22 protein-coding genes are annotated in these 26,141 nt (G+C 41.9%); 17 read left to right on the top strand and 5 right to left on the bottom strand.

Features of this window, described 5'->3' with window-relative positions; genetic code table 11:
* Nucleotides 1-177 precede the first annotated feature (177 nt).
* Nucleotides 178-1,116: a LysR family transcriptional regulator gene (locus ACTL4S_RS01570; RefSeq protein WP_441298623.1), complete on the bottom strand. Its 939-nt coding sequence runs from the start codon at nt 1,114-1,116 to the stop codon at nt 178-180.
* A 118-nt stretch (nt 1,117-1,234) separates the two neighbouring features.
* Here ACTL4S_RS01570 and ACTL4S_RS01565 point away from each other — a divergent pair, with 118 nt between their 5' ends.
* From ACTL4S_RS01565 to ACTL4S_RS01540, 6 genes are all read left to right on the top strand, one after another.
* Nucleotides 1,235-2,200: an MFS transporter gene (locus ACTL4S_RS01565; protein WP_441298622.1), complete on the top strand. Its 966-nt coding sequence runs from the start codon at nt 1,235-1,237 to the stop codon at nt 2,198-2,200.
* Between the two features lie 21 nt (nt 2,201-2,221).
* Entirely contained in the window at nt 2,222-2,563 is a 342-nt protein-coding gene (locus ACTL4S_RS01560; protein WP_441298621.1) for an MFS transporter, read from the top strand.
* Nucleotides 2,564-2,593: 30 nt separating this feature from the next.
* Entirely contained in the window at nt 2,594-4,117 is a 1,524-nt protein-coding gene (locus tag ACTL4S_RS01555) for a M81 family metallopeptidase (RefSeq protein WP_441298620.1), read from the top strand.
* 341 nt (nt 4,118-4,458) lie between these two features.
* Nucleotides 4,459-5,682, top strand: a complete 1,224-nt coding sequence (locus ACTL4S_RS01550; protein ID WP_121980077.1) for an efflux RND transporter periplasmic adaptor subunit — start codon at nt 4,459-4,461, stop codon at nt 5,680-5,682.
* Nucleotides 5,679-6,902, top strand: coding sequence for an ABC transporter permease (locus tag ACTL4S_RS01545; RefSeq protein WP_441298619.1), 1,224 nt, complete (start codon nt 5,679-5,681; stop codon nt 6,900-6,902). The genes ACTL4S_RS01550 and ACTL4S_RS01545 overlap by 4 nt, the downstream gene beginning before the upstream one ends.
* Complete coding sequence (locus tag ACTL4S_RS01540; protein ID WP_180180973.1) at nt 6,895-7,611, top strand: ABC transporter ATP-binding protein; 717 nt, start codon at nt 6,895-6,897, stop codon at nt 7,609-7,611. The genes ACTL4S_RS01545 and ACTL4S_RS01540 overlap by 8 nt, the downstream gene beginning before the upstream one ends.
* A gap of 320 nt (nt 7,612-7,931) precedes the next feature.
* On the opposite strand, the gene ACTL4S_RS01535 is transcribed toward ACTL4S_RS01540, so the two are convergent.
* Nucleotides 7,932-8,432, bottom strand: a complete 501-nt coding sequence (locus ACTL4S_RS01535; RefSeq protein WP_396469827.1) for a Dps family protein — start codon at nt 8,430-8,432, stop codon at nt 7,932-7,934.
* 759 nt (nt 8,433-9,191) lie between these two features.
* Here ACTL4S_RS01535 and katE point away from each other — a divergent pair.
* The 7 genes from katE to ACTL4S_RS01500 all read left to right on the top strand — a co-directional run bounded on the left by katE (nt 9,192) and on the right by ACTL4S_RS01500 (nt 16,167).
* Nucleotides 9,192-11,315 carry a catalase HPII gene (gene katE, locus ACTL4S_RS01530; protein WP_441298618.1) on the top strand — a complete coding sequence of 708 codons (2,124 nt, stop codon included), beginning with the start codon at nt 9,192-9,194 and terminating at the stop codon, nt 11,313-11,315.
* A gap of 69 nt (nt 11,316-11,384) precedes the next feature.
* Entirely contained in the window at nt 11,385-11,594 is a 210-nt protein-coding gene (locus tag ACTL4S_RS01525; RefSeq protein ID WP_044111274.1) for a hypothetical protein, read from the top strand.
* Between the two features lie 52 nt (nt 11,595-11,646).
* Nucleotides 11,647-12,630, top strand: coding sequence for an acyl-CoA dehydrogenase (locus ACTL4S_RS01520; RefSeq protein ID WP_441298617.1), 984 nt, complete (start codon nt 11,647-11,649; stop codon nt 12,628-12,630).
* On the top strand, nt 12,618-13,403 hold the full coding sequence (locus tag ACTL4S_RS01515; protein ID WP_441298616.1) for a PIG-L deacetylase family protein: 786 nt from the start codon (nt 12,618-12,620) through the stop codon (nt 13,401-13,403). Before ACTL4S_RS01520 ends, ACTL4S_RS01515 begins: the two co-directional genes overlap by 13 nt.
* On the top strand, nt 13,393-14,007 hold the full coding sequence (locus tag ACTL4S_RS01510; RefSeq protein WP_441298615.1) for a class I SAM-dependent DNA methyltransferase: 615 nt from the start codon (nt 13,393-13,395) through the stop codon (nt 14,005-14,007). The genes ACTL4S_RS01515 and ACTL4S_RS01510 overlap by 11 nt, the downstream gene beginning before the upstream one ends.
* A complete protein-coding gene (locus tag ACTL4S_RS01505; protein WP_441298614.1) occupies nt 14,004-14,717 on the top strand; it encodes a glycosyltransferase family 2 protein in 714 nt (237 codons plus the stop codon). The genes ACTL4S_RS01510 and ACTL4S_RS01505 overlap by 4 nt, the downstream gene beginning before the upstream one ends.
* 205 nt (nt 14,718-14,922) lie before the next feature.
* On the top strand, nt 14,923-16,167 hold the full coding sequence (locus ACTL4S_RS01500; RefSeq protein ID WP_180086516.1) for an MFS transporter: 1,245 nt from the start codon (nt 14,923-14,925) through the stop codon (nt 16,165-16,167).
* Nucleotides 16,168-16,192: 25 nt separating this feature from the next.
* On the opposite strand, the gene ACTL4S_RS01495 is transcribed toward ACTL4S_RS01500, so the two are convergent.
* The 3 genes from ACTL4S_RS01495 to ACTL4S_RS01485 all read right to left on the bottom strand — a co-directional run bounded on the left by ACTL4S_RS01495 (nt 16,193) and on the right by ACTL4S_RS01485 (nt 19,724).
* Nucleotides 16,193-17,626 carry a trehalose-6-phosphate synthase gene (locus ACTL4S_RS01495; protein ID WP_247143958.1) on the bottom strand — a complete coding sequence of 478 codons (1,434 nt, stop codon included), beginning with the start codon at nt 17,624-17,626 and terminating at the stop codon, nt 16,193-16,195.
* Entirely contained in the window at nt 17,583-18,464 is an 882-nt protein-coding gene (otsB, locus tag ACTL4S_RS01490; RefSeq protein ID WP_441298613.1) for a trehalose-phosphatase, read from the bottom strand. Before otsB ends, ACTL4S_RS01495 begins: the two co-directional genes overlap by 44 nt.
* Nucleotides 18,465-19,529: 1,065 nt before the next feature.
* On the bottom strand, nt 19,530-19,724 hold the full coding sequence (locus ACTL4S_RS01485; RefSeq protein ID WP_004279347.1) for a hypothetical protein: 195 nt from the start codon (nt 19,722-19,724) through the stop codon (nt 19,530-19,532).
* A 503-nt stretch (nt 19,725-20,227) separates the two neighbouring features.
* On the opposite strand from ACTL4S_RS01485, the gene sbmA reads away from it, so the two are divergent.
* From sbmA to ACTL4S_RS01465, 4 genes are all read left to right on the top strand, one after another.
* Nucleotides 20,228-21,421 (top strand): peptide antibiotic transporter SbmA, encoded by a 1,194-nt coding sequence (gene sbmA / locus ACTL4S_RS01480; RefSeq protein ID WP_441298676.1) that lies wholly within the window; start codon nt 20,228-20,230, stop codon nt 21,419-21,421.
* Nucleotides 21,422-22,040: 619 nt separating this feature from the next.
* Nucleotides 22,041-23,090 carry a hypothetical protein gene (locus ACTL4S_RS01475; RefSeq protein ID WP_441298612.1) on the top strand — a complete coding sequence of 350 codons (1,050 nt, stop codon included), beginning with the start codon at nt 22,041-22,043 and terminating at the stop codon, nt 23,088-23,090.
* A 466-nt stretch (nt 23,091-23,556) separates the two neighbouring features.
* Nucleotides 23,557-24,045, top strand: a complete 489-nt coding sequence (locus ACTL4S_RS01470) for a hypothetical protein (RefSeq protein ID WP_441298611.1) — start codon at nt 23,557-23,559, stop codon at nt 24,043-24,045.
* 259 nt (nt 24,046-24,304) lie between these two features.
* Nucleotides 24,305-26,101: an NACHT domain-containing protein gene (locus ACTL4S_RS01465; protein WP_441298610.1), complete on the top strand. Its 1,797-nt coding sequence runs from the start codon at nt 24,305-24,307 to the stop codon at nt 26,099-26,101.
* The last annotated feature ends 40 nt before the right edge of the window (nt 26,102-26,141 follow it).

Below are 26,141 nucleotides of genomic sequence, written 5' to 3'. Positions count from 1 at the left end.
GCACTAAATCTAAGTTGGGTCAAAATTGGGTCAATGAGTTTTTTTATTCAATAAAAGAGCTTTTAAATTAATAGGTTGGGTTTTGAGTTCAATTGACGCCACCTTCCACCAAAATTCTTGTTATAAATCAGCCACTTATTTAAGTGGCTTTTTTATTGCCTAAATTTTATAAGCAATTTAAAAGAGCAAATCAAAACTAGAACGAATACGCTCAATTAATAAATGTTTCGACTCTGACAAATGGGTATTTTTGCGGACCATCAATTGGGTCTGAGCCGTGTTGCACAGCTCGGAATCAATAGTTAAGGCAACGGCCTGACCTTCTTTAACCGCATCTGCGATATCTGCATAGCGCATGGCGGAAATCCCATGTCCAGCCACAACATAGTTTTTTAGAGCATAAATAGAGTTGGTGGTCAGGCCAATATTCAGGTTTACTTGTAAGCGCACCATTTCACTGTCGAGTAACTGACGGAAACCATGCCCTACGGGCATTAAGGCAAATTTATAGGCTGAAATTTCGGAAAGACAAATGCGATGCTTGAGCTTGGCAAGAGGATGACCGGCAGGAACAGCCAGAATAAAAGGTTCTATTTTATGGGCAATAGTGCTGATGTCTGTATGAAATGGGGGATTATACGCCAGTCCAATATGCGCCAGGCTGTCCACGATATGTCGTACCACATGTTGGGCACTCATTAATTCTAACTGGATTTCAAGATTTGGATATTTATGATGCACATGTCGAAGTACATCATAAATCATGTGTTGCATATAACTTTCACTAGAAACAATGTTCACTTTGCCGAGTTGAGAAGATTGCAGCTGAAATAAACTGTCAAATAATTCATTTTCACGATTTTTATTTTCCTTGAAATACTCAAGTACCAGATAGGCAGCTTCAGTCGGAATAATATGCCGTCCCTTACGTTTAAATAAGTTTATTTTTAGTTCAGATTCAAAGAGTTGAATCTGTCGGCTCATGGCAGACTGTTCGATATTCAGGATGTCTGCTGCTTTACGCATCGAGCCAAACATCATCACCGTATAGAAATAGCGTAAACGCTTTTCATTGATTCCGTTCAGTGGCGCAAGGAATTGCAAGTTTCTGTCCATAAAAACTCTGATGCTTTTAAAGCATCAGTATGCCTAAAAAATTACATTGTTATCAAGTCAGGAGCATGCTTACATGGGTTTTGAACAATAAGAAGATCTAGATAAAAAGGAGTTTTAGATGGATTTAATCACCTCCCGTCAACAACGGTTAGACCAGATTTACAAGAAAGTAAGCTGGCGCCTGCTGCCATTTTTATTGCTGTTTTATTTCTTTGCTTATCTGGACCGGATCAATATCGGATTTGCCAAGTTGCAAATGCAGCAGGAGCTGGGCTTTAACGATGCAATTTATGGCATGGCAGCCGGCATATTCTTTTTAGGTTATGTCCTGTTTGAAATGCCAACCAACCTGTATTTTGAAAAAGTCGGCGCCAGAAAAACCATTACCCGCATCATGATTTTGTGGGGCCTGACCTCCATGTCGATGCTATTTGTCACCACCCCGCAGATGTTCTATGTCTTGCGCTTTTTACTAGGCGTATTCGAAGCCGGTTTTGCCCCGGGCATGATTTTCTATCTGACCTATTGGTATTCCGGTGCACGCATGGCACGTGTCATGGCGATTGTCATGCTGGCCGGGCCGCTTGCTGGCATGTTAGGCGCACCGTTATCGACACAAATTATGAGTACTTTCCATCAGATTTATAATCTTTCTGGCTGGCAATGGTTATTTTTATTAGAAGCTGTGCCGACCGTGCTGTTGGGCTGCGTAGCGTACTTTTATTTAACTGATCATCCCTCACAAGCAAAATGGCTGTCCCAAGAGGACAAAGCCTTATTGGTGAAAGAAATTTCCCAACATCAGTCTGCCACTGGTCATAGTAATTTTAAAGCGGTATTAAAGGATCCTTGGATTTATTTCATGGCCTTGGCCTACTTCACCATTATCTGTGGGATCTATGCGATTGGCTTCTGGCTACCATCTTTACTGAAGTCGGGCGGTATCCAAAATTTGCAGATGATTGGTTGGCTGGTGGCGATTCCATATTTATGCGGTGCAATTTTCATGATCATTTTTGCCCGCAGCTCGGACAAATGGCAGGAACGGAAATGGCATTGTGTAGTGCCGACGGTATTGGCCTGAGTCAGCTTGATGTTGTCGGTGATGAGTGCGAATTTCCTGCTGTCCTTTATTGCGATCTGTACCGCAACGGCCTTTATGTTTAGTGCCTATACCATTTTCTGGTCAATTCCATCGAAATACTTAAGCGGTAGTGCGGCAGCAGGCGGAATTGCCCTGATTAACAGTATTGGATTACTCGGTGGTTTTGTCAGTCCAAATATTATGGGCATAGCGCAATCAATGACCGGTTCCATGCTGGCAGGCTGGTTCACGATTGCTGTGATCATGATGCTCGGTGGCGCTTTCCTAATTTATGCCTTCAGACTGAAAAAGCAAGCTGCGCCTCAGCAAACAACACGCGCCGCCTTAATCGTTGATAAATAATCAATACGTAGCATAGGAAGGATTCAGGATATGAAGAAAATCATCATTGCGGGCTTTCAACATGAAACCAATACCTTTGCCCCGACCAAAGCAAGCTACGCGGATTTTGTCCAGGGTGGGGGATTTCCGCCGCTTAGCCGCGGCGCAGATATCCTGAAATTTCGGGAACAGAACATTCCGATTGGCGGTTTTATTCAACAAGCGGAACAATTCGGGTATCAACTTTTACCGGTGATCTGGGCGGGCACTTCACCTTCAGCACATGTAGAGCAGGACACTTACCAGCGGATCTGTGATGAAATTATTGCAAGCATCCAGCAGCATCCGGCAGATGCGGTGTATCTGGATCTGCATGGTGCTATGGTCAGTGAACAGGTGGATGATGGTGAAGGCGAATTGTTAAGACGGGTTCGTGAAGCAGTTGGGCCGGATATTCCGGTAATTGCCAGTCTGGATTTCCATGCCAATGTCACGCAAGCGATGTTTGCCCATAGTGATGTGCTGATTTGCTATCGGACCTATCCGCATGTAGATATGGCCCAAACCGGACAACGTTGCGCTCAAGTGTTGGATCAAATATTCCGGGGTAAAAAGCTGCATAAGCAAATGTATAAGCTGCCGTTTTTGATTGCGCTGAATGCACAATGTACCGAGCTGGAACCTACCCAGTCTTGTATGAATTTACTCGAACAGCTAGAACAAAATAATCCTGTCCAGATGAATTTCACGCCGGGTTTTCCGGCGGCAGATTTTGCCGAATGTGGTGGTTGTATCTGGGGCTATAGTGAAAATGCTGTGCAGTTAGATCAGGCCATGCAACGCTATATCGCCCATGTGCTGCAACAAGAAACGCATTGGAATATGGGTTTTTTATCACCCGATCATGCCGTGCAGCAGGCGCTGCAATTATACCAACAGCATCATTCGACCAAACCTGTGGTGATTGCAGATACTCAGGATAATCCGGGAGCTAGTGGCGATTCGAATACAACCGGGATGTTATCGGCGCTACATCGACATCAAGTTAAAAATGGATTGATTGGCCTCATCGTAGATCCTGCGGTGGTGCAACAAGCATATCAGCTTGGGCTTGGTCAGCATTTTTATGCGCAACTGGGCGGAACATCGGGTATTGCGGGGGATGCTCCATTTAGCGCTAAATTTAAAATCAAAGCCTATAGCGATGGAAAATTCAGCTATGGCGGACCCATGATGCATGGCGTCGAGGCGGATATCGGCCCGAGTGTATTACTGGAAATAGACGGTATTGAAATTGCAGTCAGTTCCTATAAAGCTCAGTTGCTCGATCGTAATATGTTTAGAATTTTTGGTATTGTGCCTGAAGATAAAACGATTGTCGTAGTGAAAAGCTCGGTACATTTTCGTGCAGATTTTCAGGACATGGCTGCTGCCATTTTGGTCGCGAAAGCGCCTGGTGCCATGAAAGCAGACCCGAATGATCTGCCTTGGCAAAAGATTGATCCTGATAGACGACTCGTGCCGATGGGCAAAAGTCTGGCGCAACGTGATCAGCCATTGCGTCGTACGGTCTAACATTTAACTAATATCCAATTAACACCCAAGCGATTGAACAGGCGAGCTCTATCATGATCTAGCCTGTTTTTTAATGAAAGCTCCCATTCCTTGAACTCAAGAGAAATTTAATACAATTTTCTGTTACCTGATCCCGTGTCTGGATCTGTTATTGATTAAATTCACTGACACCGACTTAAGCTAGCTCATAAAAGTGGACAGGAACTCAACATTCTTTTCAAACTCAATAAAATACCTATAATTCCAATTAGAAACTTGTTGTAAATTAAACCTTAGGGGAAAAAATAAATACAGTTTTGACTTTCTTATTTTAAATTAGACGAATCAACCGGAGATTCTCATTGCGCGCTGCCCGCTATAAAATTTTGCTCATTATCGTATTGCTACTGGCAGTAGGGTTTGCTCTATTTCGCTGGTGGCAGGGGCCAGTGGTGCCCAGTTATACGCTGAGTGCCATGCCGCTAGTACAAAATGTTGTTGCGACCGGACGTGTTGCGACAGTATCACGTGCCCAGGTAGGCAGTGAAATTAGTGCTGTGGTTCTGCAACGTCTGGTGCAGGAAGGCGATCAGGTTAAACCGGGTGATCTGCTAGTGGTATTGAAGTCGGATGAATTGCTGGCCCAAGTCAGACAGGCTGAGCTGGCATTGACTGAATTGGCAAGCAGCCGACGGCCACAGGCTGCAGCAGAACTGGCCAGTGCCAAAGCCCAGTTGGAGCAGGCCAGCCGAGAAGCAGCACGTAGACGTAATGCAGAAGCCGGCATCCTGTCGAGGGAAGAAGTCGAACAGGCTGTGGAAGCGGAACGAGTCGCGCGCAATAATTATGAGACAGCCCGGGTAAAAGCAACAGCATTGGCTGCGGGTCAAGTCGAAGAAGCATTGCTTCGGGAACAGCTGGCGGTGGCACAGGCTCAACTGGCCAAAACTAAGATTCGGGCTGCAGTCGCCGGTACAGTGCTGACACGCGATGTCGAACCGGGTGATCTGGTTCAGCCAGGACAGACTTTATTTACCATTGCATTAACGGGGAACACAGAAATCCGGGTACCGCTGGATGAGCGGAATTTACCCCAACTGGCCTTACAGCAAAATGCTACCGTGATTAGCGATGCCTATCCGGATCAGTCTTTCCCGGCCCGGATTAACTTTATTGCACCAAGTATCGACCCACAGCGAGGTACGGTAGAAGTCAGACTTACTGTCAATCCCGTGCCAGATTTTTTGCGTCAGGACATGACGGTATCGGTGAATGTCGAGACGGCCAAACGAGCACGGGCACTGGCGATTCCGAATGATGCTTTAAGCAGTATTAAGGGAGATAAAGCCGTGGTCTTCATGGGACGTGATGGAAAAATACAGCGTCAGCAGATTACTTTAGGCTTGCGTGGCCTGGCCATGTCAGAAGTGAAATCCGGCCTGAGCGAGGGCGATCAGGTGCTGGCAGATGGCGAATCTTCATTGGAGGATGGCACCAGAGTTCGCTTAAAACCACAACTGAGTTCATTACAGAATTCTGCTGATATGGCCAATAGTAAAAATGAATTACCGGTGAACTTCGATTGAAAAATTTATTCGGGCGGCTCTGGATCGAATGGAAAATCGCGGTCAGTTTTTTGCGTGAGGGTTGCGCGCAGTCCATCATGATCACCATCGGGGTCGCCGTGGGCGTGGCAGTAATCGTCTTTATCACCGCTTTGATTCAGGGGCTACAAGCCAATATTGTCGAACGAACCTTAGGCACACAGGCGCATATTCGCCTGTTGTCACCCGATGAAGTTAACCAGATTGTGCCGTCTCCCGCCGGGACCGTGCAATTATTGCAGGAAGATAAACGGGCACAGCGGTTGCGTTCGATCAACAATTGGCAGCAGATTACCGAAACGCTGGACCAGTTACCCGTACTGACAGCTGTCTCGCCGGTGGTGTCTGGACCGGCCTTTGTACAACGCGGTGATGCGATTGAATCCGTGGCCTTGGTCGGGATGAATCTGGAGCGTTATCAGCAGATCATTCCATTAAAAGAATATTTAATCAGTGGTCAGTTGCGGGTCGGCGCGGATGATGTGCTGATTGGCAGTCAACTGGCCAAAGACCTCGGTGTTCAGGTCGGCAGCAAGTTGCGACTGGATACTGGTCAACAAAATAGTGCTTTGGTGAATATTGCCGGTATTTTTGAACTGGGTGTGCGCGAACTGGATGCGCGTTATGTCTATCTGGATCTCAAGCAGGCACAGTCCTTACTCGGCCTGCCAGGCGGGGTAACGGTGATTGACCTAACCATTGCCAATATTTTTGAAGCAGACCAGGTTGCCGCACAAGTCGGACGCCTGACCTCATTAAAAGCCGAAAGCTGGATTGAAACCAATGCCCAACTGATGAATGCCATTACCGCACAAAGCCTGTCCACCAATATGATTATTGTATTTGTCGCAATTTCAGTGGCTTTCGGGATTGCCAGCGTCATGTCCGTCAGTGTGGTGCAGCGCACCCGGGAAATTGGTATTTTGCGGGCGACGGGTGCAACCCAATCGCAAATCCTGAGAGTTTTTCTGTTTCAGGGTGCAATCTTTGGCTTGCTCGGTTCAGTGCTGGGCAGCATAGTCAGTTATGGTCTGGTATGGGTATTTAATAATTTTGGGCCGGGATTATTCTATATTCCAATTTCGATTGAACTGGTGATTTTGGCGCTATTGTTGGCGACATTAACAGGTGTACTGGCGGCAGCGGTGCCATCACACCGGGCAGCAGCACTCGATCCGGTGGAGGCGATTCGTCATGTCTGAACAATCTCAGGAAGTCTTGCATCTGGAAGCGCTACGCAAGTCTTATAATATTGGCCAGCCCAATGAAGTGGAGGTCTTGCATGGCATTGACCTGCGCATTGATCGCAACGACTTTGCGGCACTCATTGGCCCTTCCGGTTCTGGTAAAAGTACCTTACTGAATATTCTGGGACTGCTAGATAAACCAACGAGTGGCGAGCTGTATTTGTTGGGACAACCTACCAGTGCGATGGATGATACCGGCCGTACGGCGCTGCGCGGCAACAGCATTGGATTTGTATTTCAGTTTCACCATCTGATTCAGGCCTTTAGTGCACTGGATAATATTCTCATGCCTTTAATGATGGCGCATGGCAAACCGAATCAGCAGGCAATGCAACGCGCACGTGATTTACTAGCGGCAGTGGGACTGGAAAAATTTGCCGAGCGTAAACCGAATGAATTGTCCGGAGGACAGCAGCAGCGGGTGGCCATTGCCCGGGCCTTGATTACTGAGCCGGCATTATTATTGGCCGATGAACCTACAGGTAATCTTGATACCCAGACCGCGGCTGATATGTTTGAACTGTTTCGTAAAGTGCATCGTGAACGCGACTGCGCCGTACTTTTGGTCACGCATGATCCGCGCCTGTCCGCCACTTGTGATCGCACCATTAATCTGGTCGATGGCCGGATTGAAAGTGATTCGAGCAATCCGCATCAAGATTAAGCTGTACTGTAAGGAGCCAGGAGGGCCAATTTCCTGAAGCGGAAGACAACGGGATTTCTTATTTAAAACTGCCTTTAAATTATTTCCATGCCTGAGATTGAAATAAACGCGTCATTCAAAAAGGATGTACGCGATTGCCTACATCCTTAAATTTTGATGGTTTAATTTTAATGATTCTGTCTTTCAGGTTGATCTAATCATTGAACGCCGGTAAATCATATCTAATCAAAGCGTCAGGATGAAGCCGAACTTTAATGGCACTGCCGCAAGTTTCTATTTCATCCTGTGAATAAGCTTGATCTCAAAGATTCGATCCGATTTTATTGTTCCAGATTACTTCTCAGCATCCAGGCCGTTTTTTCGTGGACTTCCAGTCTTTGCGTGAGAATGTCAGCAGTCGGCTGATCATTGGCTTCTTCAATGATCGAGAAAATACTTCTGGCAGTACGTGCCACAGTTTCATGTGCATCTACCAGTAAACGTATCATTTCTTCAGCTTTAGGCACACCTTCGACTTCTTTAATAGAAGTGAGTTTCACAAACTGTTTATAAGTGCCGGGTGCTGCAAAACCCAAAGCCCGAATACGTTCAGCAATGACGTCCAGCGCATTCCACTGCTCGGTGTATTGAGTCATAAACATGGTGTGCAGGCTATTGAACTGGGGGCCAGTGACATTCCAGTGGAAATTATGGGTCATTAAATACAGGGTATAACTGTCTGCTAAAAGTCTGGATAAACCTTCGACAATTTTGGCGCGATCATCATGCGAAATCCCGATATCAATTTTTATTGCTTTAGATTCTTTTTTAGAAGAGGCCATGCTCTTACTCCTTCAAACTTAACGCGATACGGTGTATTAAAATAAAGTCGGATGTAGTCGAAGCCCGAGCCAAGAGATGAAATGATCTCTATGACTTTGTATTTGATCTGAACAGGCTAAGAGATTTAAGTGGTTATAAGTTATAGATATTAGATCAATATAAAGGCAGGAAGTTTAGTCATTATGTATAAGCAGGGCACGGGATTGTAACTATTTAAATCTGTCAAGTTCTGACCATCTTCAGCGGTAGCATATCAATTTCTCATAGCAAATTGAACTTCTAAAAAGTCCTAATCATTTCAGGATTGAAACATCGTTTTGGGTTATGACGCTTATTTGTGAGCAAGATCACATATCACCATACTGAATCTTTATTTCGAAATATCTCTGTGAAATTTTAATATTTTATTTTAAATAAATAACTTAGATAAAAATTTAAATCATAAATAAATCCGAAATTTATAAAAAATAACACAATGCTGCCTTAATTAAACAAGGCACTACAAACAATAATAAATCTCTTTCTCAAATGCAGTTATGTTAGGACACAGGCGAAACCAATAACAATATTCCCAGAAAAGCAAAAATGCTTCGAGTCAGCATATTCAGAAAAAATGTGAGGCTGATACAGGATCGGCTGTAGCAGATTGACTTGCGGGATGATTTTGATTCGGTAAGCCATGCAATATATAAGCTCAAGCGACTTTGAGATAGACCAAAAATATCTGAACTAAACTCAAGCTCAGCAAGGAATACATCATGAAAATTAAGGCCAATAGCCCCGCGACTGGTAAAGACGGTTTAGACAAACAAAATACCAATAAAAAAAGTGAACAGCTCGACGCATATCGCAGTGATGCGACCGAACAGGCACTCACTACCAATCAAGGGGTTAAAATTTCCGATAACCAGAACAGTCTCAAGGCAGGCGTTCGCGGTGCGACCTTGATCGAAGATTTTATTCTCCGGGAAAAAATTACCCATTTTGACCATGAGCGAATTCCAGAACGTATTGTGCATGCCCGCGGTGTCGGCGCACATGGCTATTTTGAGGCTTATCCGGGGAATGAAAAACTGACCAAGGCAGGCTTCCTGACCAATACCAGTGTGCAAACGCCAGTATTTGTGCGTTTTTCTACCGTACAGGGACCACGTGGTTCAGCAGATACGGTACGTGATATCCGTGGTTTTGCCACCAAGTTTTATACGGATGAAGGTAACTTCGATCTGGTAGCGAATGATGCGCCGGTATTCTTTATCCAGGATGGGATCAAGTTCCCGGATTTTGTACATGCAGTCAAACCTGAACCTCAGACCGAGATTCCTACCGGTGCATCTGCACATGATACTTTCTGGGATTTTGTTTCTTTAGTGCCTGAATCTGCACATGCGGTGATGTGGGCCATGTCGGATCGGGGTATTCCGCGTAATTTAAGAGCCATTCAAGGCTTTGGTGTACATACTTTCCGTTTTATCAATGCCGAGAATAAAGCGGTTTTTGTTAAATTCCACTGGACGCCAAAACAGGGTCTAGCCCAATTGGTCTGGGATGAAGCACAAAAACTGGCGGGTAAAGATCCGGATTTCCATCGTCGTGACTTATATGAAGCGATTGCCTCCGGTAACTATCCGGAATGGGAGTTGGGTGTACAGGTCGTCCCAGAAGAAGATGAGATGAAGTACGACTTCGACTTGCTGGACCCAACCAAAATTATTCCGGAAGAACTGGTGCCGGTGACGCCGATTGGCAGAATGGTGCTGAACCGTAATGTTGATTACTTTTTTGGTGAAACCGAGCAGGTGGCATTCTGTCCGGGACATATTGTGCCAGGACTGGATTTTACCAATGATCCATTATTGCAGGCCCGTCTGTTCTCTTATACCGATACTCAGCTCAGCCGTTTAGGTGGTCCAAATTTCCACCAGATCCCAATTAACAAGCCGGTTTGTCCATTCCACAATAACCAGCGTGATGGTTTACACCAGCGTATTGTACATACCGGTCAAGCCAGTTATGAGCCGAATTCGATTGACAATAACTGGCCGACTGAGACTCCGCCAGCTGAACAAGGCGGTGGTTTTGAAAGCTATCAGGAGCGTATTGATGGACACAAGATCCGTCAGCGTAGCGAATCATTCAGTGATCACTTTAGTCAGGCCCGTCTTTTCTACCGCAGCCAGGCACCACATGAGCAAAAGCACATTGTCGATGCCTATGTCTTCGAGCTGAGCAAGGTGGAGCGCAAATATATTCGTGAGCGTGAAGTTCTGGAAGTGCTCTGTAACATCGATCTGGACTTGGCTCAACAAGTGGCTGACCAATTGGGTATTGAAATTCCGGCAGAGAAAAAGGCGGCAAAATTGCCAGAGGTGCAGGTTTCACCACGTTTATCTTTTGAGGCATTTAAACCTGAAGATATTAAGGCACGCAAAATTGCGCTATTGGTGCACGACAAGGCCAATGAGGCCAGTATCAAAGCTGTTCAAGCTTGGGCAGAATCAGAAGGGGCTGTGGTCGATGTATTGACCCCAAAACCGGGTCCGGTACTTGGCCAGCAAGGCGAGGTGATTCCTTCCGATGGTATGCAAAAAGCCGAGCCATCGATCGCCTATGATGCCGTGGTAATTGCTGACGGTGACAATTACGATGTGGTAATGAAAGACGGCGTGGCAACTCATTATCTGCTGGAAGCCTACAAACATTTAAAACCAATCGTGTTCTTGGGCGATAAAGGCAAGCTGATTGAACATTTACGCTTGGTTAGCGATGAAGGAACTCTGGCAAACGGACAGTTTGAAGCAGTACAAGATAGCTTCAAGACTTTGATCCTGAACCATCGTGTCTGGACGCGTGAAGCGACTGCGGAAGCGATCCCTGCCTAAACGATTCAATTTATGTTAGAGGATAGAGGCTCCGGCTTCTATCCTCATGTTTTCAAAATGGATGAAGAGATGGTGAGACCGGACGTCAAAAAGTTGTTAGCACAAGCACAGCAAGCCAAATGGAGCAGAGAGCAGGATATCTATCTCATTGAACATAATCATTTGCCTTTAACTGAACTGATGCAGCAACTCTGTTTCAATGAAGAAGAGATTAATGCACGGCGTAAGATATTAGGGCTGACCACACGTTTAAAACAAATGCGCAAGCTTTCTCATTAACTGACTTTACAAACAAAACAAATTTATCCGTATTTTATGAGGAACCGCATGCATGAACCTCGGTTCAATATTACAACGATTTGAAAATTCTCCTCTGGAGCTACAAGAAAAAATTCAGCACACTTTAATGGAACTGGTGGCGATTTCCGAACAGGTGCCTTATCCCGCTTCCGGAGCCACCTTAAAACGCTGGCAGATGCTTAGTCAGGTTTCGGCAAGCAATCTGAGTCTGGGTAAACTCTATGAATCGCATTTAGATGCTTTAGCTATTCTGCATGAACTGAATATTCCGGTAGAACAAAAAGGCTTATGGGCAGTATGGGCGGCAGAAGGTGGACCCAAACCTTTAACATTGCAAGCAGGAAAGCTAAGCGGAATTAAGCCTTGGTGTTCTGCATCGGTCTGGGTGCAACACGGTCTGCTGACTCACCGTGATGAGCAGCAATATTCACAATTACTGATTCTAGATTTGTCGCAAGAAGGCATTCAGCATCATCAGGATGCCTGGCAGGCAGTGGGCATGCAGCATACCTTGACTGCCCGGCTGGAACTGGATCATGTTGAGGTGGAAAAAGTCGCAGCTCCAAATGCCTATCTGGATCGGCCCGGATTCTGGCATGGCGCCGCAGGTGTGGCCGCGTGCTGGTATGGCGCAACCGTGCGTTTGGCTGAATATTTAAGACAGGCAGTATTGTTAAAACCGCATGCCTATAAGGCCATGTATCTCGGTGAAATTAGTCGGGAGCTTTTAGCGACACAGTCCTTATTTTATCAAGTTGCTGCATTGATTGATCAGCAACCGCAACACGCACATGAGTTAAAGATTCGTAGCCTACGTGCTCAGGTGGAAGCGACTGCCTTAAATGTACTAACTCATGTAGGTAAGGCACTTGGTGCTGGGCCGTATTGTGAGCATCCGCATTTCGCTCGGCTTGCAGCAGATCTTCCGGTATTTATTCGTCAAAGTCATGCTGCATTTGACTTGGAGCGGATTGGCGAGCTGACTGCACAGGAGGAACAATTATGGACGTTATAAGACATGAGATTGTAGGGGATCGTGTCATCCATGGTGAAGGCACACGGCTTGAAGAATGGCGTTCCTGTCAGATCCTGCAACAGATGCCGGAATTTGATATTCCTAAGGTTATTCCTCTAGATGCCAGAGTCTGCATCATTGCCCCTCATCCTGATGATGAAATTTTGGGCTGTGGAGGCCTGATTCAGCGTCTGGACAAACTTGGCTATCAGATCATACTTTTTGCCGTTACCAATGGGACAGCCAGTCATCCCGGCTCTAGTCTGTATACTCCCGAAGAGTTGAACCAGATTCGTCCTGCTGAAACGCGAGCAGCTTTAGAAGCGTTACCTTTAAAACAGAATATCTTGCGGATCGCTTTAGATATTCAAGATGGCAAGGTGGCCGAACAGCGGGATGTGTTGCAACAGCATCTGCAATCTTATCTGCAACCGAATGATGTGTTAATTAGCACATTTGTTCATGATGGACATCCAGATCATGAAATTACGGGGCAGGTCACACAGCAGCTGGCCACTGAACTTCATTTGACCTGTATTCAGGTTTTAATTTGGGCGTGGCATTGGGCAACCCCTGGAGATACCAGAATTCCCTGGACCGTCGCTCATCAACTCAAATTAACTGAGGAAGAATTACAATATAAGTCTCGAGCTGCGCGGCGTTTTAAGAGCCAGATCGAGCTTGATCCGACGATAGATCAATCACCGATTCTGCCAGAGCAGGCATTACAACGTATTTTACAGCCCTGGGAGGTGTATCTGTATGAACAGTAAAGCAGCCTATGATCAGGAATATTTCGATGCCTTATATGCACTGAATCAGGGAGATCCCTGGCAATATGAACAGCGTTGGTATGAACAGCGCAAACGGCAGATTTGTCTGGCGATCTTGCCGCACTTGCAGTTTGACTCCGCGATTGAGATTGGTTGCAGTAATGGCGTCTTTAGTCAGGAACTGGCGCGGCGGACAAATAGCTTAATGTGTCTGGATGCCAATAATACTGCGATCCATTTGGCGCAGCAGCGTTTACAAGCTTATCCGCATGTACAGGTGTTACAGCGGATCGTGCCAGATGATTTGCCCGAACAAAAATTTCAGCTCATTGTCGTCAGTGAGATTTTATATTATCTAAATCCGATTGCTCTGCAACAGGTGCTGACATGGCTGCATACTGCACTGGAACCGGGCGGATGTATCTTGAGTTGTCATTGGCGCGCGCCGATCTCGGGATTTGGCTTAAATGGTGAAGATGTCCATAAGTATCTCAAAGCGCATTTAAACTATGAACATTGTTTAAGCTTGCAGGACTCCGATTTTTTGGTAGATCTCTGGCTGAATTCAGCGCAATCTGTGGCAGAGCAGGAGGGTTTGAGATGAAGAAAATCGGTGTGGTGATTCCGGCCTGTAATGAAGAAGCCTATATTGAACGCTGCCTATTAGCGTTAAAATCAGCACAAACTTATTTTTTTCAATATTTTAAAACAATAGAAAATTTTCCCGAGATTCATATTCTAGTGGTCTTGGACCATTGTACCGATAGCACTGCACTTAAAGTTCAGCAAATGAACATTCCAGCTATCAGTTGCGACTTCCGAAATGTCGGTAAGGCACGCCATGTAGGCATTCAGCAAATGATCGAGCAAGGCTGTGACTGGATTTGCTGTACCGATGCCGATTCATTCGTACAGTACGATTGGTTTCAGGTGATGTTACAGCATCAACCCACCGATGCGATTTGTGGTGTGGTCGAGCTGGATCAATGGGATCATTTAAGCCGGAAAACCCGTCAGGCTTATCTCCGACATTATCAGGACAGCATGGGACATCGGCATATTCATGGCGCAAACCTGTGTTTTAAAGCTTCGGCTTATATACAGGTCAATGGGTTTCAGCAACTGGACTGTCATGAGGATGTCGATTTCATCCGTCGTTTAGAAAAAGCCGGCGCGCAGATTGTCTGGTCGAATCAGCTGAGAGTCACCACCAGTAGTCGGCTCAGCTCAAAAATTGCCGCAGGTTTTGCACATTTTCTACAAAAACTTGAGCTTAAGCAGGCCGCGAAAAAACCGATCAGCCTATGCAAATAAAAGCATAAAACTATAAATTTTATACAATCAGATACTTGTAAAAAATCTTAAAATTTGTGTCTAAAAACTATTCCATTTAAATTTATTCTGTTTATAATTCACGCAAATTCAGCCCCGCAAACTTATACATTCTAGCTATAAGTCTGTGGGGTTTTTCTATGGATGATCGGTAATGGATGCCTGAGCCTTCTTTTTTGGTAATACAATGTTCAATCAAACACTGCTTTCTCGAATTCAGTCTCCATCACCATATCTATGGCAGAAAATAGCGACTGCGTTGTGCTTCTTTAGCTTGGGCTTTAGTACTGCGGCTTGGGCACCCTTAATTCCATATGCACAGCAGCGCCTGTTATTAAATCATGCTGATTTTGGCCTGTTATTGCTGTGTGCCGGAATCGGTTCAATGCTGGCGATGCCGCTGGCCGGCCGACTGGCCAATGCCTTGGGTTGCCGTGCTGTTTTAGCCGTAATTCTCAGTGCATTTTTGTTCATTCTGCCTGCTCTGGCTTATAGTCCGAATCATTTAATGATGGCCATCAGCCTGTTTTTCTTTGGTGCCAGTGCCGGGGCTTTGGGCGTGACTGTCAATATTCAGGCTGCACAGATTGAGAAAAAACTCGGTAAAAGTTTAATGTCGGGTTTTCATGGGGTGTGTAGTTTAGGTGGTCTGGCAGGCGTACTGGGCATGACCATGTTAATGGGTTTTGGCTTGGCGCCTTTAACTGGTGCGGTGATTGTCAGTGTGATTTTGCTGCTTATTGCCTTATTTGCTGTTCCTTTGAGCTTGGGCGCTGAGCCTAAGACAGCGGTAGAAGAAACATCATCAGAACAACCTGCGAAAAAAGCAGCACCGACCTGGGCAATTTTAGGTATTGGTCTGATCTGTTTTGTGGCTTTCCTTTCGGAAGGTGCAGCTATGGACTGGAGTGGTATTTATCTTGCTACTGAGTTCAGCCTGCCTGCGGCGCAAACCGGTCTGGCTTATAGTTTCTTTGCTGGTTTGATGGTACTGGGACGTTTTAGTGGACACCTGATTATTCAGCAGTTTGGTGAAAAAAATACGATTCTGTTAAGCGCACTATTGGCTGCAACCGGTTTATTAACCGTAGTCTTTGCGCCAGTCTGGCAAGTGGTGTTGGTCGGCTATGCGATTTTAGGTTTAGGTAGTGCCAACATTGTACCGCTGATGTTTTCCCGTGCAGGACGTCAGAAAACTTTGGCTTCACATGTGGCATTGTCTTATGTATCGGTATTTGCTTATACAGGTTCGTTGATTGGGCCAGCATTGGTCGGCTTTGGTAGTGAAATCATCGGATTGAGTCTGGTATTTAGCGTCATTGCGATTGGTCTATTGAGTATTGTGATTTTGAATCATCTCACTGCAGACCCAAGCGAAGTACAACAAAGCGAAGAGATTGTGGCTCCTCTTCAAAACGAAACACCAGCTTAATGCTGGTGTTTTTTTACTTAAAAATTTAGGCATGCACACTGAACTGGTTTGAAGCTCCTGCAGCCACCGGGCGATAGATCCGCAGGCTTTGTGAGTTTTTCAGGTCAGTGATAAACTGATCACGCCAGCGAATAATATCGAAATTTTTCAAGCCTTGGCTTAAATAACGATAGCGCTCTAAACGTTCTGATTTAGACATGCGCAGTGCTTTTTTTAAGGCTTTGGCCATACTGTCATGCTCATAAGGATCGACCAGTAAGGCTTCTTTCATTTGTTCAGCAGCACCGGCATATTTAGATAAAATTAAGACACCTGGATCTAAAGGGTCTTGTGCTGCAATATATTCCTTGGCGACCAGATTCATGCCATCCCGGATCGAATTTACCCAGCAAATATCTGCCTTACGATACAGTTGCATCAAGGCCTCATGGCCCAAGGTGTCATAGCTGCAATCGAAGGGTAACCAGTCTGCTGTGCCATGCTGGCTATTGAGTTCATGTACGGCAGATTTAAATTGCGTATACAGGTTCTTATAGGTTTTTACATCCAGTCGGCACGGGCAGGCAATTTGTAATTGCTGGAATTGATTTTTAAACTCCGGTTGATCTTCCAGCAAGCTCTGCAACGATCCGATTTTCTCCAATAAGCCTTTACTATAATCAATCCGGTCAACTGAAATGATGGTTTTATAAGGCTGCACTGTATCCAGATCAAAGGGAAGCTTTTCCAGATGGGTATCTGAGGCCTGATTCTGTAGCTGCACAGGATGCACACCAATCGGATAGCATTTCACATGAATCTTTCGAGATTGATAATTCAGGATTTCATTGTGACGATGCTGCACTTTTAAGGTCTGTTCAAGGAAATTTAAACAGTTTTCCTGATCGCGAGAGGTCTGTAAACCCAGTACATCGTAGTTGGCTAAATGATGTGCCAGATCGCGATGAGCGGCTAAAGTCTGCCAGAGCCTTAGTTCAGGAAAGGGAATATGCAGGAAAAATCCAATACGGTTACGCATGCCCAGTTTACGGCAATAATGTGCCACGCTTAAAAAATGATAATCATGGATCCAAATGATGTCATGTGGAGATGCCACCTGTTTCAGGTGCTTGGCAAAACGCAAATTGACATCCTGATAGATCTTAAAATCCTGCGGCTGATAATCTACAAGTTGATGCTGGTCGTGCATCAGCGGCCACAATGCATTGTTGGCAAAACCACAATAAAAGCCTTGATATTGGGATTCAGTCAATGGACTCGTGTGATATTCAACATTTTGATGCTTCAGGATTTGAAACTTCTGCTCTTTTGTCTGGTCAACTCGGGATCCATTCCAGCCAACCCAGATACCGCCTATATCCTGCAAAGCATCCTGCAATGCCACCGCTAATCCACCTGCCTGTGTATTGTCTGACTTAGGTAGATTTACACGATTTGATAACACTATGAGTTTCGACATGTAATTTCTCCAATAATAATTGTTGTTGTGCTTTCAGTATTTCTAGAAATTCCGCTAGAAAAGCCTGTACTTGAGTCACGTTTTCGAGGCGATGTTGTGCCACGGTGTTGCCTGTACCGACTTTGATAGAGCAGCCTTTGAATGTGTTGATGACTTGAAAACCGGCTTCGTCGGTCAGGTCATCGCCGATAAAAATGGGGTAATGATCATTTAAGTGATATTGCTGAATGATTTGTTGGATAGCTGAACCTTTATTTGCACCTTTGGGCACCAGTTCGAATACAAACTTTCCAGCCTTAAGTTCAAAATCCTGAAAATGAGTAAGACAATTCAAGGCAAATGCATGCACTTGATGCTCTAAATAGGGATGTTCACGAAAATGCAGGGCGACTGAATAGTCTTTAATTTCTATTCGAGTCTGAGGAATATTATTACTATACTCTGTAATATAATTTTTTAATAATTCAAACTGTTCAGGATTTAAATCAATTAACTTGCTTAAACGCAATTGATAGCTTAATTCCAGACCATGAGAGCCTGCAATATTCCAGTCAAATGGATAAATAAGTTTTTGGGCTTGTGCAATTGAGCGACCGGTCACTAATACTAGCTGAATATATTGTTGTAACTCTTTTAAAGTATTTAAGGTTTCGCTCTTAATTATACTTTTTGCTGGATCTGGGTGGAATTCAGAAATGGTTCCATCAATATCAAGAAATAAAACAAGTTTGTGAGAATAAATAATAGGTTTGAGCTGAGTTAAAATCACTTGAGGTAATATATAAGAAGATGTAGCAAGTGAATCTTCTAGATCTTGATCTTCTTTTAGAGTCGACATAAATACTACCTAAGCCTCTGAAGTTAAATTTATTTAAAAGTTAGAATTACCTGAATGGTCATTGCTTTGATTAAATTTATAACATATTTCATTTAACAGACTGGCTTTAAGTGCAGAAACGAAACACTTTTAACAAGTACAGTTACTTTGTAAGATTTAGAAATATTTTGGTAGAAATCCAGTATTGTTAATAAATTTTAAAAATAAATTATGAGGATTTTATATTTTAAGATTTTCTTGGATTGATTGTTTTTCAGGATTTTACATAATAAGATTTATTATTTAATCTTTATTTTTGAATATGTATTTTTTAATTAATTTTTTAGAATATAGTATTTATTATTAATTTATTTTTTTTATTTTTAAATATATGAGGGAGATGTAATTTTGAGATCTTTTTAAATAGAATAATCTAAATAAATTTATAAATCAGGTATATATAATTAAAATATTTAACTTAAGTTTATGAAAACTAATAATTTTTAAGATTGGCTAAGCTGTCTTAAAAGAAAAAATACTAATATTGGCTAGAGGGAAATTTCGTATTATCAAATTTTCTTGGGACCAATTGCAGAGCTACACAATTTAAACAGCCTCTTAATTTAGCATCTCAGATTATTTTTTAATTCTTATTGGTAAATTTTATCAGAGGATAAAAAATCGAAGAAAGACGAACTCCAGTTCTATTACTGAACTCTGAAAATAAATTGAATATTCTTTTTTTGAATCGAAGCGTAGGTGTTAGATGAAGTTGAACTAAACAGAGAGAAGAGATGTAAGGGTGGTATTGCAATGACAGAGCAGATACAAAAGACGGAAAAACAGATCATCAGTGATCTTACATAGGTCAAAAAACTAAGTGATGTTTCAATTAAATTTTTTTTTTTTGCTCAAATGGATATGAGCCAATTTAAAATCAGTAAATGATGACAGAAGAGGAAAGAAATAATTTTTTGAAAAAATAATAAAAGAGCAATCAAAGTGGAGAAAAGCTAAGGGTCGTATCCTATAAGTTAAGAAACCCAACTCAGATACAACCCATCTATTTGCATAAGAGAAAAATACTCAAATTTCTCGCCACACTTCATTTTTGTCTTTTAAAGGAATGGTAAAGTTAAAGTCATCATCATTACTGACCAGAAGACTGGTTGGAGTCTGCATGACCACTTTCAAAACAGTACCGGCTTCAAAAATAATAGGGTCGCAGTTTTCTTTTTGTAGAGTCACCGGTTTAAGTAATTCAATTACTGAACTTTCCATAGTTTTTTCCAAAATAAGATTACTTTTCGATAATTAAATCATAGCATGATTTTTGAAAATTTAACTGTTTCTTCAAAAACTGAGAACTTGATCAGTGACTTATTCAAATAGGGAGTAGTGCTCTATTTAGATTAAAGATACCTAGAAGACATGCAGTATGTCTGATTTTCATCCTATTCTCGCAGTGCTCGGAAGCATAAGGCTCTTTTACATAAACCCGACAGATAACAGGCATAAAAAAGTCTATCAAAATAACGAAAGGTCAAAAACATGATGATTTTTCTGTTTTTTGGTATCGCTCTACTGAATGATAAAAATCGAGAATATAAGGAAAATCATAACGCAGAGCTGAATGATAAAAATAAGTTTCTAGAGACTTGATATCCTTCTATCCTTTTTTACACTAAATTGAAAATTAATGCTTTATAACAGTAAAAATCTAAAATAAGAATAAACTAGGCGTCATTTGGATGACCAAGAGACATAAGGAGAACTGGGTCGGTATGTTTAAGTCATTTTTCCCGCAACCCGTCTGGTTTTTTAGCAGCCTGATTTTATGGTTTATCATTAATCTTGTGCTTTGGCATAGTGGCGGATCAGGATGGGGAACCTATCTGGGTTTTCCTGAAAATTATTTTGATGAAAAGCTTACAATCGGTATCGGGCGTTTCTGGTCAGCTCAATTCATCTGGTTTTATCTCTGGTATTTCATGGCAACTACGATATTTGCGTTGTTCTGGCAATGGAAAGCCGGACACCGATGGCAGCGCTGGTCGGTCTGGGGCTCGGCATTTATTCTGTTTAATATCTGGTTCGGGGTACAGGTCAATGTCGTATTAAATGAATGGTATAGCCCGTTTTATGATCAGATTCAACAAATGCTCACGAAGGGTGGTGGGGATGTTTCATTGCTGTATCAAGGCGCATTAACCTTTATTTATATTGCGATGGTTTATGTCACTTTAGCGGTATTTAACCTGTTTTTTGTCAGCCATTATGTCTTCCGCTGGCGTACCGCGATGAATGATTATTACACCGCACATTGGGAGCAGTTACGTCATATTGAAGGTGCATCACAACGTATCCAGGAAGATACCATGCGCTTTGCCAAAACCACGGAGCAGTTAAGTGTTTCCTTGATCGAAGCGCTGATGTTGCTGATGGCATTCCTGCCGATCTTATATCAGCTCTCTAGTCATGTGAAAGTTTTACCGATTGTAGGGGAAATACCGCATGCTTTAATGTGGGCCTCGATCGGCTGGGCGGTATTGGGTACGGTCATTTTAATGGTCGTGGGAATGAAATTGCCCGGACTGGAGTTCAATAACCAGAAAGTTGAGGCAGCCTATCGTAAAGAGCTGGTCTATGGCGAAGACTATGCTGATCGCGCACATCCGCTGACATTAAAAGAACTGTTTAGCCGAGTACGCTGGAATTATTTCCGGTTGTATTTTCACTATGCTTATTTCAACATGGTTCGGATCTGGTACTTGCAGTTAGACAATATTTACGGATTATTTATTCTGTTTCCAAGTATTGCAGCAGGGGCAATTACTCTTGGTTTGATGATGCAAATCCTGAATGTATTTGGCAAAGTGCGGGAATCTTTCCAGTATCTGATTCTGTCTTGGCCGACGATTATTGAACTGATGTCGATCTATAAACGCTTAAAAGCATTTGAATCACATATTGATTAATTTTTTCTCATATTATTATCCTGCTTTATCAGCCAAACAGTTTTAGGTTTGGCTTTTTTTAGGGCGAGTTAATTTACAAAATCCAATGGAAAATATCGATCTGACCGTTGGTCAGATGACTTGGGTAAATCGTGTCAGAACCTCCCAATATTGGGGTATTCAGATATTTTTTTCTTGTCTAAAATCCTAAGGGCCAGCCAAGATGGCGTTTAATTTCCGGTGGTTTGACGTATAAAAATAACAAATGTACGTTGAGGAAATTATTCTTATGCTGATCTTGTTCAGGCAATGTTATAGCGGATAAAAGGTAAATTTATTACCTATTATAATAAAGGTCTGTAGCGTTCCCTGAATAAGCCGCCGGAGAAGGACTCACCGCCTTCTTCGGTTTTTTATGTGTTTTTTCTATCTTTTTCTTGAGTCCTGAATGGAATTGTTTATTATTTGAACTGATTTAAAAATGATACTTGTGTCAATTTTTATCACATGAAGCTTGGCATAATCAGCAAAGTTGAGGCTGATATGTGCCTTTTTACCATTTAAATATTATAGTTATCAATATCTTGTGTTTGTTGTTTTGTGCTATTTAAGCTATGTTATACGGGATTTTGGGGTTGAGATGTTTGCTGTGAAGCTAAAAGTAATAATTCTAATAATAGGGGCAGCAGGTTTAGCTGGGTGTAATAGCGTGAATCGGTTGAAATCAGAGGTGTTACATCCTTTTGCCAGTCCGGAAGAATTGATTGCCAAACGGGCTTTGAATCAACGTGATGGTAGTGCAAAAGATCATATTTACCTTTGGGGACAAGCACAGAAAAATAATACGACTCAGGCCATGTATCCGCGTTCGATACTGACGCAATATTGTCATGAACAGGGCGGTGAATTTTCACTGCTGTATAAAAGTAATTTTAGTGCAGTGGCAGATGTTGCCCAGCGTAAACGTCTGAGTGCTAATCGGGGTGTTGTACAGGGGAGCGGTGCCTATCAGTGTCGTATGGATGACCTGACTGAAAGCTGGATTGTTTCGATTGAGCCAACTTCTGAACGACAAGTTGATAAAACTAGCCAGACGCGTAGTGTTCGACTACTCACCCAGGTCATGAGTCCATCTCAAGCGAAAAACTTTTATCGTCCAACTAAAGCCAGGGTTACTTTGGAGCAAACCAAACCTGCATCGATAAAAACCACGACTCCTCCTAAGACTCCTGCCGCAAAGACGACGAATGAACTGAAGGAATCGGCACGTAAAGAGCTGGAGAGGAAAGAATTAGAGCGAAAGGAATTAGAAAGAAAAGAGTTAGAGAAAAAAGAAGCAGAGAAAAAGCAGCTAGCAGCGGCATCAGCTCGAGCTACGGTAGCAGAAACACCGCAACAAAATCAGATGAAGATTTATGTGGCAGCGCGACGTGATATTAACAGTGGCAAGAATCTGAATAATGCCTGTAACAACGCCCAGCGTGCCTATAACTATGGCAAATTGCAGGGCACAGAGGGAACACGTGTCTATACTGAATCAGGGATGCTGGTTGCACGCTGTCTGAACAGTATTCCGGTCTATGCCAGCCGTTTCCCAAATGCTAAAGCACAATCCAAGCGGATTTTGCAGAATTTGGCCAATAATTATAATCATGCCGGAGCCAAGAATCTTTTGAGGCAGTTAAAATAAGCGCGGGATCAAAAGACTTAATCCAAAATCCGTATGATCCTTTTGATGATCGAGAAGATAGGCGCAAAAATCTGTTCGATCCGACGGGAGAGAGTAGAAGAAAGTCCGCTTGGTTTAGCGGAGAGATCACGTGACCCGAGAATCTCCTTCCGTGATGTCGGATGGATGAATAAAAATACGATCAAGACGAAAAAAAGGACAAGTCCCCACAGTATGATGCTGTGAAATATGTTGGTATTCATAATTATAAGTTTTTATTTTTATTGTTTTAGTCTAAATCATAGCGCTAAGTTTGACTGATCAATATCCTGACCTGATGAATAGCAATATGGACATCAGAATGATCATCCAAGTGTTGCAAATCTGATTTAGGTTTTACAGAGCTCTATCAGTTTATTGCCCTGTTCCATGCTACAAATAACTGGTTTTATATCACTGGCCGGACATCGAAGAACAGGAAATTATGATGGCGCATAGATCTTTCACAAAGCTTCGTACATTTTTAATAAGTGCAACATTATTAGGTGCAACTCAGGTTGCCATAGCAGGTCCAACAGTTGATCAGCTCAGTGACTGTTTGATGAAATCCACCACAGCCACCGATAAAACCACGGTCTTGCAATGGACCTTTGTGGCATTGGGTAATCATCCGGACTTAAAGGCTTTTAGTAATGTGACCGCTACTCAAAAGGAAGCATTAGATAAGAATCTGGCGACCGTTTTACAGCGCATCCTTGTAGAGCAATGTTCTACACAAACCAAAGCCGTGATTCAGGCGGAAGGCTTGCAAGCTGTAGGGGATAGTTTTCAGGAATTAGGTCGAACTACGGGGGAAGCGATTGTGAAAAATCCTGAGGTGAATCAGCAGTTGAAAGGTGTGTTGCGTTATATTGATTTAAATCGTGTGGCACAGACTTTTTTGACGCCAGATTTGTTGAATAAGTTGGGGTTGTAAACTTGTTTTTTTAATCACCTCTCCCTAGCCCTCTCCTAAAAGGAGAGGGAACCCCATTGCAAAATTCATATAAGTATTAAATTAAATGATACCCCCTCTCCCTGTGGGAGAGGGTTGTCGTCACGCATAAAAAAGGACTTTGAGGGATTGATACACTTAAGAGTTTTGAAATTAATCTTTAGAAAATTCATGGCTTTAATGTGTTTTATAAATAAGTTATTACTTGGTCAATAATTAATATTTCAAAATGAGTTTTTGTATGGTAGATCCTTCATTGTCAGCTTTATTTAAAGTGATAAATAAGCCACTTAATGATCTTTATGATTTTGTAAAAAAAGAAACCAAATTTCATCTTGAAAAACAAAAGTTGAACGATATTTCTGGGAAGTTAGAAATTAAAATAGAGAATATAAAGAAGGTAAAAACAATCTATAAAGGAGATGAAGCTATTGATTTAAATTTATTTTATTATCCACCTTATATTAATAGCGATAAGGGGTATATAAAAGCTGAAACTATAGAAGATATTTCATTAAAAAATTTCGTAATTGAGGGTGTTGCAGGTCAAGGCAAGTCAATTTTATTAAGATATTTGACTTATAGGGAATATCAAGGGGAAAAAAGAATCCCAATTTTTATTGAATTAAGAAAATTAAATGAAAAAGCTGAGATTTTAAGTCATATAAAAGAAGCAATTAGTTCATGGGTTTTTTCAGTTAGTGATGAATTATTAAATTGGGTGTTAAAATCTGGAAAAATTGTTTTATTGCTTGATGGTTTTGATGAGTTAAAAGAAAAAGATGTATCAAATGTAATCAAAGATCTTGAGAGTATTATTCAACAATATCCACAAACTCAAATCGTAATAACTTCACGACCAGATAATGCCATTCAATCGAGTAATTTTTTTAAGGTACTAAGTATAAGACCTTATGATGATGATGAAATAATAGGTTTAATTAGAAAACTTGTAGATGATGAGGACTCATTCGATAATCTTGTAAATGCTTTGCAAGAAAGCCCATTAAAAGTTGATGAGTTATTAAAAACTCCTTTAATGGTTACTCTTTTTGTAATGACTTATAGAGCAAAATTAATTATTCCTGACAGTCTTTCCAAATTTTATGAAGAGTTATTTAGTGTTTTAATTTATAAGCATGATCGAACTAAGCCAGGATACCAGAGAGAATTTAAAAGTAATTTAAATGAAAGTGAGCTACAAGAGTGGTTTGAAATTTTGTGCTTTATTTCTAAAAATGAAAATAAATTAATTTTTAATAGTAGACAGGATCTTTTGGAATGTATTAAAAAATCAATAACTAAGAAATTCCCAAAAGAAGATCCTTCAGCTTTATTGGAAGATATTAGTAAAAATTTATGTTTAATTATTCGTGATGGTAATAACTACAGTTTTATTCATCGCTCTATTCAGGAATTTTTTGTGGCTTCTTTTTTTAAGAAAAGGCCTCAAGACTTAGCTGAACAGACTTATAAACTATTAGATGAAAAAGGAAAAAAATATAAATCTGAGATTAGATTTTTATCAGAAATTGATAGTTATAGATATAAAAAGTATTTATTAAAACCATCATTAGAGTGTTTTTTTGAAATTTATCCTAACCTTGAATCTTTTAAAAATAGCTTAAATGTTTCTTTAGAGGAGGGGTATGATGTTTATCATTTGGAAGTAGATTTAGATAATTCACATGAAACTGTGAACTATGTAGAAGCAACGATTTCGATGGTAGATATTACTCAAACCTTAGATGATAAGCATGGTAATTATTTATATCATTTATTGTATGATCACTTAATTTCGTGTCGGGAAGCATCAAGTGCAATTTTTATTAATCTTAATAATTATGGTGTAAATAGATTTATGCAAACTATGCCAATTTTAGATCATGAAATCAAAATAAATAAAGTGTCAAAATTTTTTCGTAACGAAAATAGTAACTTAATTGATAATATTTATAAAAAATTTGAAAAACAGCTGCAAGAATGTAAAGTTGAAATTGATAATCAGGAAGATCAAAGTTTCCTAGATTTAATATGAAAAAAACCCGCTCTAAAGCGGGTTTTCTTTTAAAGAAAGA

Origin of the sequence: Acinetobacter lwoffii (genome assembly GCF_052078135.1) — a bacterium.
GTDB classification, from domain to species: Bacteria; Pseudomonadota; Gammaproteobacteria; order Pseudomonadales; family Moraxellaceae; genus Acinetobacter; species Acinetobacter lwoffii_Z.
Note: the sequence above shows the minus strand (reverse complement) of the source record. Positions and strands in the feature narration are given on the sequence as shown.